The sequence below is a fragment of the Mammaliicoccus sp. H-M34 genome, from assembly GCF_022386495.1.
In the GTDB taxonomy this organism is placed as follows: Bacteria; Bacillota; Bacilli; order Staphylococcales; family Staphylococcaceae; genus Mammaliicoccus; species Mammaliicoccus fleurettii.
The window spans coordinates 65,778-78,731 of record NZ_JAJNIK010000004.1; the positions used below are offsets into that span (position 1 = coordinate 65,778).

At 33.0% G+C, this 12,954-nt stretch carries 10 protein-coding genes; 4 read left to right on the plus strand and 6 right to left on the minus strand.

Features of this window, described 5'->3' with window-relative positions:
- Window positions 1-78: 78 nt before the first annotated feature.
- Entirely contained in the window at window positions 79-1,269 is a 1,191-nt protein-coding gene (locus LQ608_RS06630; protein WP_239750885.1) for a M20 family metallopeptidase, read from the minus strand.
- A 165-nt stretch (window positions 1,270-1,434) separates the two neighbouring features.
- On the opposite strand from LQ608_RS06630, the gene LQ608_RS06635 reads away from it, so the two are divergent.
- Both LQ608_RS06635 and LQ608_RS06640 read left to right on the plus strand, forming a co-directional pair.
- Entirely contained in the window at window positions 1,435-1,872 is a 438-nt protein-coding gene (locus LQ608_RS06635) for a MarR family winged helix-turn-helix transcriptional regulator (RefSeq protein WP_239750887.1), read from the plus strand.
- Complete coding sequence (locus tag LQ608_RS06640) at window positions 1,865-3,067, plus strand: MFS transporter (RefSeq protein ID WP_239750889.1); 1,203 nt, start codon at window positions 1,865-1,867, stop codon at window positions 3,065-3,067. Before LQ608_RS06635 ends, LQ608_RS06640 begins: the two co-directional genes overlap by 8 nt.
- A gap of 83 nt (window positions 3,068-3,150) precedes the next feature.
- Here LQ608_RS06640 and LQ608_RS06645 read toward each other — a convergent pair whose 3' ends face one another.
- From LQ608_RS06645 to LQ608_RS06665, 5 genes are all read right to left on the minus strand, one after another.
- Window positions 3,151-4,623 (minus strand): catalase, encoded by a 1,473-nt coding sequence (locus LQ608_RS06645; RefSeq protein WP_239750890.1) that lies wholly within the window; start codon window positions 4,621-4,623, stop codon window positions 3,151-3,153.
- Between the two features lie 343 nt (window positions 4,624-4,966).
- A complete protein-coding gene (locus LQ608_RS06650; protein ID WP_239750892.1) occupies window positions 4,967-5,428 on the minus strand; it encodes an NUDIX domain-containing protein in 462 nt (153 codons plus the stop codon).
- Window positions 5,429-5,452: 24 nt separating this feature from the next.
- Window positions 5,453-6,385, minus strand: coding sequence for a DMT family transporter (locus LQ608_RS06655; protein WP_078357037.1), 933 nt, complete (start codon window positions 6,383-6,385; stop codon window positions 5,453-5,455).
- 2 nt (window positions 6,386-6,387) lie between these two features.
- A complete protein-coding gene (locus tag LQ608_RS06660; protein ID WP_239750894.1) occupies window positions 6,388-7,680 on the minus strand; it encodes a D-serine ammonia-lyase in 1,293 nt (430 codons plus the stop codon).
- 152 nt (window positions 7,681-7,832) lie between these two features.
- Window positions 7,833-9,278, minus strand: coding sequence for a carbon starvation CstA family protein (locus LQ608_RS06665; protein ID WP_239750896.1), 1,446 nt, complete (start codon window positions 9,276-9,278; stop codon window positions 7,833-7,835).
- Window positions 9,279-9,482: 204 nt separating this feature from the next.
- On the opposite strand from LQ608_RS06665, the gene fdhF reads away from it, so the two are divergent.
- Window positions 9,483-12,422 carry a formate dehydrogenase subunit alpha gene (gene fdhF, locus LQ608_RS06670; protein ID WP_239750897.1) on the plus strand — a complete coding sequence of 980 codons (2,940 nt, stop codon included), beginning with the start codon at window positions 9,483-9,485 and terminating at the stop codon, window positions 12,420-12,422.
- Window positions 12,422-12,892 carry a helical membrane plugin domain-containing protein gene (locus LQ608_RS06675; RefSeq protein WP_239750898.1) on the plus strand — a complete coding sequence of 157 codons (471 nt, stop codon included), beginning with the start codon at window positions 12,422-12,424 and terminating at the stop codon, window positions 12,890-12,892. The genes fdhF and LQ608_RS06675 overlap by 1 nt, the downstream gene beginning before the upstream one ends.
- Window positions 12,893-12,954 lie beyond the last annotated feature (62 nt).

Below are 12,954 nucleotides of genomic sequence, written 5' to 3' on the forward strand. Positions count from 1 at the left end.
TAAAATAAGAAAAAAGAAATATGAGTCAGGTAAATTTACACTATGTGTAATGTTAGTTAACACACTTTTGTAACTGAACTATTTTACACCTAAATAATCGAATGTAACTGCAGCAACTGACTTAGCTGCAATTAGTAATGAACCTTCATCAATATCGAATTTAGGATGATGATGTGGGTAAGTTTTTTTGTCTTTTGGACTTGCTCCTACATAGAAGAAAGTACTAGGTAATTCTTTAGCATAATATGCAAAGTCTTCTGAAGGTGGTTGTGGTTCACAACGTTCAACACTTTTAACTTCAGAAATATTTGCTTCCTCAATCGCTTTAGCGACTTGCTTCGTTAATTCTGGATCATTATATAGTACAGGATAATCTCTAGTATATTCTAAGTCACATTGAACACCATACGTTGACTCTAAACCTTTAGAAAGACGTTTAACTTCATCTTCAATTAGATGTAAAGTTTCTTCGTTCATACCTCTAACGTCGCCTTCAAGCGTAACTTCATTTTTAATTATATTAAATTGTCCCTTTCCATCGAATGAACCGATTGAAACGACGCCCATATCAAACGGATTAAGTCTTCGTGAAACAATCGTTTGTAGAGACATGACAAAGCTGCTCGCAGCAACTATTGGATCGTTTGCTAAATGAGGAGATGATCCGTGTCCACCGCTACCTGTTACTTTTAATTTAAATATATTTCGACCAGATTGAACATTGCCTTCTCTGTAATAAACATGATCACTTTCTAAAGCACTCATTACATGAACACCGATTACATTATCGACACCATCAAGAATACCGTCTTTAATTAAATATTGTGAGCCACCAGGAGGTTTTTCTTCAGCAGGTTGGTGGATAATGACAATTTTTCCTTTAAGTTGATCTTTAACTTCTATTAAAGTTTCTGCAAGAACTAATAAATAAGCTGTATGAGCATCGTGACCACATGCGTGCATAACACCTTCATTTTTAGAACTGAATTCCAAACCTGTATCTTCTTTAATTGGTAAAGCATCAAAGTCAGCTCTTAGTGCCAAAGTCTTACCTGGCTTTCCTGAGTCAATTGTTACTTTGATACCATAAATTCCTTCTCCGCCAATATGTGTTTGGAGTGAAACATCTTTATCCTTATAAAAATCTTCAATATATTGTGCTGTTTCTTTTTCTTCAAAAGATAGTTCAGGATGTTCATGTAAATATCTTCTAATCTCAATCATTTTGTCTTCTTTTTTTGATAATCTTTCATAGAAATCATTTAACATATTATGTTCCTCCTTAATAATACTTAACTTAATTATAATAGAAAAAGTCAAAAATATCTTGTTTCAAGAATGAAATTGATATTGACACTACATATAAACGAGAGTAGAATGGTCAAGTATTAGTTAGCAAAGCTAACTTTATTTTATGAGAAAAGGTGACAAAAAATGGAGAGCTTTTTATTTACATATACTAATTTGTATAGACCGTATATTCATCACATTAATGCCATATTAGAGCCCTATGATTTATATGCTGCTCAGTATAAAGTGTTACATGATATTGCAAACAACGAGCCTACAACACTTGTGCAAGTGTCTAAACGTTCTTTTATTGAAAAACCTACTGCTCGTAAAATTATCAAAAAATTGATTGATCTTGAACTTGTTCAAGCTGTTAATAGTAAAGAAGATAAAAGAGAAAAGTTTCTTACATTAACAGAAAAAGGGAAACAGCAATTTAATGAAATACATGAATCCATTGTAATATTTCAAAATAATTGCCTTCAAGCTGTTGAGGCAGATGATGCAGAGCTTGAAAAAGCACAGAAATTATTAGAAAAACTTAGAAATCATTTAATAGAGGAGGTAACAAATAATGGCTGATCAATTAAAAAAGCCAATTTGGACAAAAGACTTTATATTTAACTTTGTCATTAGCTTTTTCATATTTTTATCTATGTACTTATTATTAGTAACAGTAGGTGGATATAGTAAAGAAACATTTGGTGTTTCTGATAGTCTGGCTGGTTTAGCTTCAGGACTTTTCATCGTAGGATCTTTAGTCGGAAGATTTTTAACAGGTAAATATATCAATATAGTAGGGACTAAGAAAGTGTTAATTATTGGTGGAATCTTACTTGTAATTACGAATGGATTATATCTAGTATCAGCATCATCATTTGCATTATTACTTATCGTACGAATTTTAAATGGGGTAGCAAGTGGGGTAGCAAGTACAGCTACAGGAACAATTGCTGCATTTATAACGCCAGCACAACGCCGTAGCGAAGGAATAAGTATGTATAGTTTAAGTATGGTTCTAGGGACTGCTATCGGACCATTTATCGGCTTATTATTATATCAACATATTCCAATGACTGGACTATTTACAATTTGTACGATATTAATCGTTATCGCATTTGTAATGTCACTATTTATGAAAGTTGAAACACCAGTAATGCCAAGTGCACAAACTGAAGGAAAAAAAGGATTTAGATTATCTGACTTTTACTCAGTACAAGCTTTACCAATTGCAATTGTAGTAGTAATTGTAAGTATTGCATATTCATCAGTATTGTCATTTATACAATTCTTTGCTCAAGAAAATCATTTAGTTGATGCAGCAAGTTTCTTCTTTGTTGTATACGCAATTGCAGTATTGCTAACAAGACCATTTACAGGAAGAATCATGGATCAACGTGGAGAAAATATTGTTACAATACCAGCATTTATTTGTTTAGTAATAGGTTTGTTCTTAATTAGTATAGCAAGTAATGGAGTAGTATTACTTATAGCAGGTGCATTTGTAGGACTAGGATTTGGTAACTTACAATCTATCTTCCAAGCACTCGTAGTTAAAGTATCACCAGTAGAAGCCATGGGATTAGCAACATCAACTTATTTCATAGGTTTAGACTTTGGATTAGGATTTGGACCATATGTATTAGGTAATTTCACAAATTCTATTGGCTATTCTGGGTTATACATGGCAATGGCAGTAGTTGCATTATTAGGTTTAGTCGCATTCTACTTCTTGCATATGATTAAAGCTAAAAAAGAAGCAAACTATAATTCATAAAATAAAGTGCTAATAAGAGATAAAGTAAAATGCAAAAAAGAGGGCGTTCACCTAACGATGAACGTCCTCTTTTTCTTTATATATTATCCTTCTAAATCAACTGAATTAATGTCAATGCCTAATGCGTCTGCTACACCTTTACCATAATCTGGGTCAGCTTTGTAACAGTTACGGATATGACGGTGTTTTACTTCATCAGTAGTTCCTTGCATTTCGTTAGCAGTATTTTGGAATATACGTTGTTGTCCTTCTGGTGATTGTAGACGGAATAATTTACCTGGTTGTTCGTAGTAATTATCGTCATCTTCACGGTAGTCGTGTTCGTATAATTCACCTTCTACTGGTAAACCTGGCTTCTTAAATTCTGGTTGAGATTCATGTGCTTCGTAACTATTTGGATAATAGTTAATACCTCCACCTAAGTTGCCATCAACTCTCATTTGACCATCTCTAGAGAATGGACAAACTTCTGCAGCACCTTTAGCTGAGTTTACTGGAATTTGCCAATGGTTTACGCCTAAACGATAACGTTGAGCATCTCCATAAGAGAATAAACGTCCTTGTAACATTTTATCAGGTGAGAAGTCTATACCAGGAATGATGTTTGTAGGTGCGAATGCAGCTTGTTCAACATCTTGGAAATAGTTCTCTGGGTTACGGTTTAATTCGAATTCACCAACTGGAATTAATGGATAATCACCTTTGAACCAAACTTTAGTTAAGTCAAATGGGTTATCTTTATGATTTCTAGCTTGTTCTTCAGTCATAACTTGAATGTACATCTTCCATTTAGGGAAGTTGCCTTCTTCAATAGCATTGAATAAGTCTCTTTGACTTGATTCACGGTCCTTAGCTATTACTTGTTCAGCTTCTTCAGCACTAAAGTTCTCAATTCCTTGTTGAGTTCTGAAATGGAATTTCACCCATACACGTTCACCAGCATCATTATACATAGAATAAGTGTGTGAACCGAAACCATGCATGTTACGGAAACCTTTTGGAATACCTCTGTCAGTCATTAATATTGTGACTTGGTGTAATGCTTCAGGTAAAAGTGTCCAGAAGTCCCAGTTAGATTGAGGGTTATGCATATTCGTTTTAGGGTCACGTTTAACGACGTGATTTAAACTTGCGAATAATTTAGGATCACGGAAGAAGAATACAGGCGTGTTGTTACCAACTAAGTCCCAGTTACCTTCTTCAGTGTAGAATTTAAGTGCGAAACCACGAATATCACGTTCAGCTTCAGCAGCACCACGTTCACCAGCTACTGTAGAGAAACGAGCAAACATTTCTGTTTGTTTACCAATTTCAGAAAATATTTTAGCATTTGTATATTGTGTAATATCATGCGTTACTGTAAAAGTACCGAATGCACCAGAACCTTTAGCGTGCATACGACGTTCAGGAATAACTTCTCTATCAAAATGTGCCATTTGTTCTAAGAAATATACGTCTTGCATTGATACAGGACCACGTTTGCCAGCAGTCATTGTATTTTCACGATCAGATACAGGAGCACCAAATAGTCCTGTAAGTTTTGATTTATTACTCATATCATAATCCTCCTCAAGAATTCTTAATTATAATAATTCTAATTTCATACTTATTATAATTTAAAGTGAGCAAAGTGACAAGTAAAAGAATGATTAACCAATAAAGATTAAATTTAATACTTAACGCTATATTTAAACTAAATATCCTAAAAGTGTAATTTATAAACATATAATAGCTAATTTATTATAGTTTAACCATTATACATGCTGAAAAATCTCGAGGATTTATTTTAATTATTTTACTGTAAAATGAGAATTTAAGTGATTAATTGATTATAAGAACTATAATTAACAAAAAAAGAACGCTAAAATATGCGTTCTTTCAGATGAAAATTTATTAATTTTATTTCGGATTATCTCTATTTATAAATAAGGGTTGGACATCAATTTTCTTTAAAATAATTTCTTTTGCTTTTCTAGGATGAAGATTAATTTCGGGAATATTTGAAATCCCGACTGAAACGTAATCTATTTTTGGGTTGTTTGGAATGTTTAAATCATTTAAAGATTCTTTTAATGTGACATGATAAATAAATAAAATTTCATGATATGACGTACTTTCATATTCAAAAAAGTTTTGTATAGTTGATACAAAATAAATATCATCACATTCTATGCCTAATTCTTCTTTGATTTCACGTTTAATAGCAGAATCTGAACTTTCATAATATTTCACTCTGCCACCAATTAATGTGTAGTATTCATGTTTTTTATCATAGTGAAAACAGTAACCGTACTTATCTTTAATAATAGCACCAACGCGTATGTTCAACATGCCGTCTCCAGATTTTATTGAAAGATCCATTCAGAGTCCTCATTTATAAATAGATTAGAATAACTTAAGTATTACAATACCTATGAAAACTAATGTCGCACCAATTAGTCTTCTTGCTGTAATTTTAAACTTAGGTGTATTGAATAAACCGAAGTGGTCAATCAATAATCCCATTAACATTTGTCCGAAAATAACAACCATTAGTGTTAAAGCTGCACCAAGCTCAGGCATTAAAAGAATATTAGTTGTAACAAATACTACTCCTAATGCGCCTCCTATAAAGTAAAGAGGCTTAATTGTCCCTTGATCAGGGTGATGAAAGCTAAAACGAATTCTTCTAACAAGTACTAATGAAAGTATGAATAAAGCGATAGTCCCTATAGCAAATGAAATTAATGCAGAAAAATAAAATGACTGTACTTCATATCTGAGTGCACTATTGATTGCAGTTTGAATAGGGGGAAGACAACCAGTAAAGATACCTAATACCATCCAATAATTTGTATGTTGTGATTTAGTCGTAATAATTCGGTCAGATGATTTTTTGTAATTCATTAATAATATACCCAGTAACATAATAATTACGCCAGCAATTCTTTCTAAATTTATTGGATGTATATCAGCATTAAATAAGCCGAATTGGTCAATGAATATTCCCATAATAATTTGACCTGATACAGTCATGACAACTGTTAAAGCTGCACCAATTCTAGGTAACAATAGTAAATTACCTGTTAAGAATACAACACCAAGTAATCCTCCAGTAAACCATACATAAGAAAAATCTTGATTCATCATAAATGATGGTGATAACTTTTGTGGATTCATTATTAAATTGACTATTATTAGAACGATGGTTCCAATTAGAAATGAATAAAAAGATGAAAGGATTGGTGATTTAGTATAGCTGCCTAATTTAGTATTTATCGATGTTTGTAACGGTACACATAATCCAGCTACAACACCTAATATAATAAGTAGTATCAATCTTAATAACTCCTTCTTTCTATATCAATTGCTTGTTGATAGTAATTAGATTGTTCTTTATCTGGAACCATATTTCCTCCTGTAGACCAGACGATATGTGTAGCATCTTGTGAATCATAATTTAAATCATGAATATATTTCAAGCCATGAAATCCGGAAGTAGCTGAAGGTTCAATAAATATATTTTCAGTATCTTTTAAAGCTTTTAAGTAACGGTATAATTGATTATCTTCTACTGTACAAGAGCCAAATAAAAGTGTAGACATTATAGTACCTACTAATTTTGAAGGACGGCTAACTGCTAATCCATCAGCAATAGTTTTACCAGATAATCCGACATCTTGAACGGATATACCGTCATGTAACTTTGTAATCATACCTAATGCCATACAAGGCGCTTCTGTAGGTTCTATAAAGACAGGGTGAACATTATCACCAAAGATTAACTTCAAACCGAATGCAACACCGCCAGGACCTCCGCCGACACCACATGGTAAATATACGAATAGAGGATGGTCTTGATCAACTTCAATATTTGCTTCTTTAAGTTGTTTTTCCAACCTTAAAGCACTCACTGAATAACCTAAAAACAAATCTTTAGAAGCTTCGTCATCAACAAAGTGGCAGTATGGATCATTCATAGCGATTTTTCTGCCTTCTTTTACAGCATAACCATAATCTTGAATGTGTTCTACAACTTCAACACCTTTTGATTTTAAGAGGTCCTTTTTCCATTCTTTTGCGTCTTGTGACATATGTACTGTAACTTTGAAACCTAATTGTGCACTCATAATACCAATACTTAAACCTAAGTTACCTGTAGATCCAACAGCAATACGGTATTTAGAAAATATATCTTGATAGTAATCTGTTGCTAAAAGGCTATAATCACTATTTACAGTGAAATCAGTTTCTTTAATGGCAGTTTCTTCAGCAAATTTCAACACTTCATAAATACCACCACGCGCTTTAATTGAACCTGAAATAGGTAACGCATGATCACCTTTTAATAAAAGTTTGCCCTTTAAATGTGGAAATTGAGTCTTTTGAAAATGGTTTAATTGAAAAATTTGTGATTCAATTTTCCCTTGGTTATTTTGAGTTTCAGGAAAGACTTTTGCAATATATGGTGCAAAACGAGTCAATCTTTGTTCAGCATCAATCACGTCATCCATTGTAAATGGAAAAGACTGTTTGTTTAGATAGTCTGGATTTTTCCAAAACATTTCTTCGCCACGAGCAATATTTGAAATAATAGGGGATATATTTTTTAATGATTGAACATCTATAGTCATAGGTATCTCTCCTTATTTAAAAGTACTTTACTTTATAATAGTACAATTGTTTTGATTTTATTGATAGATTAATGACTGGAAAGGCTATACTAATAAGTTTTATAACCAGATAAGAGGCTGAGACGAATTAATTGTCTCAGCCTCTTATCTATTTATGATGTATATAAGTCGCTAGTTGGTGAAGGGATTGTACTTGGATTTGTTTGTTTTATAATAGCTCTAACATATAATGATGCGATGACTAAGAATACAATTGCTCCGCCTATTATTGAAGTTTGGTAAGGAAGTGAAAGTCCTTCTGGAGCATATAATACATATACACTTATGGCACCAGTCATAAATAAGGCGGGTATTCCTGCTATTAAATGATTTTTACTGTATCTCAACAAGTAACTAACACTAACCCAGAGCATCACGGTAGCTACTATTTGATTAGTAAATCCTACATATCTCCATAGGAATGAATAATCAATAGTTGAGAGGAAGAATGCAGGTATACCTACTGCAAAGCTTGCTGAAATCATGAGTACTTTTGGTTTGATATTTACTTTATCTTTCACAAAATCTTCTATAATCATTCTTGAACTTCTAAGTGCTGTGTCACCAGTAGTAATTGGGAGTATAATGATACCTAAAAGTGCGAGTATACTACCGAATGGACCTAATAGTTCTACTGAAATCTGATCGACTACTCCAGCTGGTCCGACTGATTGTAATTTTGCAGCTAATCCTTCTGTGCCACCAAAGAAAGTCATCCCTGCAGCAGCCCAAATCAATGCAATTACACCTTCAGAAATCATAGCACCATAAAAAACTTTTCTACCTTCTGACTCATTTTTAATTGTTCTAGAAATAATTGGACTTTGAGTACAATGGAATCCAGATATAGCACCACATGATATAGTCACCATAAGTAATGGCCATACGGGAATACCACTTGGATGTAAATTGTGAACTGTAATTTCTGGTATATGTTTTCCACTGAATATTAAGGCAACAACTACACTTACAGCCATTACTATTAAAATAACTCCAAAAATAGGATAAATTCTACCTATAATTTTATTTATAGGCAAAATTGCTGCAAGTATAAAGTATGTAAATATAATAATTAAAGCTACCAAAAATGATATTGGTGTTTTACTAGCTAAAAGTTGTGCTGGTCCAGCAACGAATGCTGCAGCAACTAATACCATCAACACTACTGAAACGACATCAGTAAATGCTCTTGTAACTTTTCCTAAATAATGTTGCACAAGCATTGGGAATTGTGCACCGCCATGACGTAAACTTAGCATACCTGAGAAGTAATCATGTACACCACCAGCGACGATACATCCTACTACAATCCATATGAATGCTACAGGTCCATATAAAGCGCCTGCAACAGCTCCAAAGATTGGACCTAGGCCAGCAATATTAAGTAATTGAATCATCCATCCTTTCCAAGCAGGCAAAGGAGTGAAGTCCATATTATCTTGCTTACTATATGCAGGTGTTTCTTTTTGAGGATATATTTCGAATACACGTTCTATGTATTTTCCATAAAAAACATAACCTAAAATCAGTATGATGATGCTCGTGATTAAAGTAATCATATGTAAACCTTCTTTCAAGATGAGAATATTGATAGATTATCAAAAAACGGGGAATCAAGCAATAAGATTTTAGAAATTTCTGATAATTTTAAAAATGATACCTTCGAGTATTATTTGCAATTGTAAAATTACAAAATTATAATCAAAGATAAGTCGTATGAATATGACTTTTATGGGCAGAATTAAATAAAGGGGGAAATCAATATGCAAGAGCATCAAATAGTAACTATTGATGGTAAAGATTTTCTTATAGAAGAAGGGATGCGACTTTTAGATTTTATAAAAGCAGAGAAACTATCTTTTGTTCCTTCTATTTGTTATAACGAGTCACTTGGACCAGTAGAAACTTGTGATTCTTGTATTGTTGAAGTGAATGGGCAGCTTCAACGTGCATGTAGTACTATGATTGAAAATGGTATGGTTGTGAATACACAAATTGAGAAAGTGAAATCGGCTCAAAAGCAAGCATTGGACAGAGTGCTTGAAAATCATGAATTATATTGTACAGTTTGTGATTATAATAATGGTGATTGTGAAATTCATAACACTATGGGTGAATTTGGTTTAGAACATCAATCTACGCCTTTTACTTCAAAAGGCTACGAAAAGGACTATGGTGCATTTTATAGATATGATCCTGATCAATGTATTTTATGTGGTAGATGTGTTGAAGTATGCCAAGATGTGCAAGTCAATGAAACTTTAACAATTGATTGGAAGAGAAATGAGCCAAGAGTAATTTGGGATAACGATAAAGCGATTGATGAATCAAGTTGTGTGAATTGTGGTCAATGTGTAACAGTATGTCCTTGTAATGCTTTAATGGAAAATAACATGTTAGGTAAAACTGGTTATATGACCGACCAAAAACCTGGATTGCTAAGATCTATGATTGAACTCACTAAAAAAGCTGAAACGGGTTATGGACCATTGTTTGCTATATCTGATTCTGAAGCGGCAATGAGAGAAGAAACGATTAAGAAAACTAAAACAGTATGTACATATTGTGGTGTAGGATGTTCGTTTGATGTTTGGACGAAAGATAGAGAGATTTTAAGAGTTTTACCTCATGAAGATTCACCCGCAAATCATATTTCAACATGTGTTAAAGGGAAATTTGCATGGGACTATGTGAATTCTGAAGAAAGATTAAAAAAACCACTCGTAAGAAAAGAAGGATATTTCCAAGAAGTTGAATGGGATGAGGCATTAAGCGTAATTAGTAATAGATTTTCTCAAATAAAAAATCAACATGGTAAAGATGCTTTAGCATTTATATCTTCATCTAAATGTACAAATGAAGAATCGTATTTAATGCAAAAGTTATCTAGACAAGTTATAGGTACGCATAATGTAGATAATTGTTCTAGATATTGTCAATCTCCTGCAACACAAGGTTTATTCAGAACAGTAGGCTATGGTGGAGATTCTGGATCAATAGAAGATTTAGAAAAAGCAGAGATGGTTATTACAGTAGGTACGAATACTGCAGAGGCACATCCAGTAATAGCAAGTAAAATTAAGCGAGCACATAAACTATTAGGTCAAAAGCTCTATGTATTTGATATTAGAAAGCATGAAATGGCTGAACGTGCAGATAAATTTTACATGCCTACACCAGGTACAGACTTAATATGGCTTTCAGCAGTGACGAAATATATAATCGACCAAGGTTGGCATAATAAAGCATTTATTTCAAAATGGGTAAATGACTTTGAATCATATTATGAAAGTTTAGATTCATTTACTTTAGAATATGCTGAAAATAAAACAGGTATTAGCCAAGATGAATTAAAACATATTGCCAAACAAATTACTGACGTTAATTCAGTAGCGATATGTTGGGCAATGGGTGTGACACAACATCGTGTTGGAAGTGATACGAGTACAGCTATTTCTAATCTATTGTTAATTACAGGAAATTACATGAGACCAGGTACAGGTGCGTATCCATTGAGAGGACATAATAATGTTCAAGGATGTAGTGATATGGGAAGTATGCCAAATACATTCCCTGGATATCAAGATGTATCAGATGATGAAATTAGACATAAATTTGAAGAGGCTTGGAATGTTTCCTTAGACTCTGAAAGAGGATTAGACAACCATCAAATGATAGATAGTATTCATGAAGGTAAGCTGCACTCACTGTATATTAAAGGTGAAGATACAGGCGTAGTCGATGCAAATATCAATTACGTTAGATCTGCTTTTGAAAAAATTGATTTCTTAGTCGTTCAAGATTTATTTTTATCAAAAACTGCAGAATTTGCTGATGTTGTATTACCAGCCTCTCCATCATTAGAAAAAGATGGTACTTTTACGAATACAGAACGTCGTATTCAAAGAATTAACAAAGCATTAGAACCGCTTGGGGACTCTAAACCTGACTGGGAGATTATACAATTAATTGCTCAATCACTTGGTGCAGATTGGAATTATAAACATCCAAGTGAAATATGGAATGAAGCACAAGAATTAATGCCATTAGTTAAAGGTGTAACTTATGATCGATTAGAAGGCTTTGATAGTTTACAATGGCCAATGAATGATGATGGTACAGATACACCATTGTTATATACAGAAAGATTTAATTTCCCAGATGGAAAAGCAAGACTTTATCCATTAGAATTTAATGTTGAATCTAAACAAACGGAAGAAATGTCATTACATGTGAATAATGGACGAGTGCTTGAACATTTCCACGAAGGCAATATGACTTACCAAGTACCAGGATTAAAATATAAATTACCAAGAAACTTCTGTGAAATTTCGAAAGAACTGGCTGAAGAACATGGTATAGAAAATGGTGCAAGAGTAAAAATAACTTCTAAAGTAGGTACTACTGAAGTGAATGTTCAAGTAACGGATAGAGTGACAGGAAATTACATTTATATTCCACTAAATGACCAGAATGAAGGTGCTCCAAACTTTGTAACAGACAGTGATGTAGATAAAGATACGAATACACCAGCATACAAAGATAATTACGCTAAACTAGAAGTCATTACTAAAAAAGGAGAATCACCAATTCCTAAGCATAATTCACGATTTGGTCATAGACAACCACAAATTAGTGTAAGAGTCCAAGATAAATGGGAACAATCAAGATACACTTTCCCAGGTAAAGGTGGCGATAAATAATGGGTGAAAGAGTAAAAGTCATAAAACGTATGAATAAGAGTAAAGAATATATAATAGAAGAAAATATGAATGAACTAAAAGAACGATTAGCTGATCGTAAATTAGCAATCGAAAAAGGGATAGATATCCTTGATGCACTTGAAGAAGCTCAAGCACTAGATGCATTTCATGCCGCAATTGTACAAAGAAAAGTTATAACAGGTAACTTAGTAAGTGAACTAAATAAAGAACAATACGAAGGAATTGTAGGCAATCTCGGGCAAATGTTATTTTTACTAGGAGAATTAGATATAGAAGAGACTTCTACATTCGTAAAAAAAATTAATAATGGCATGAAAATAGCCAACAGAGCAAATCCAAATAAGAAAACATCTATAACTGATTTACTAGGTGCATTAAAAGATCCTGAAATTAATCAAAGTGTAACATTACTACTTAACTTCTTAAGAGGTATGAGTAGAAGTGAATAAATGGGAGGCTGGGACAATTAATTGTTTCAGCCTCTTTTTATCTTAAATATTATTTGATTGAA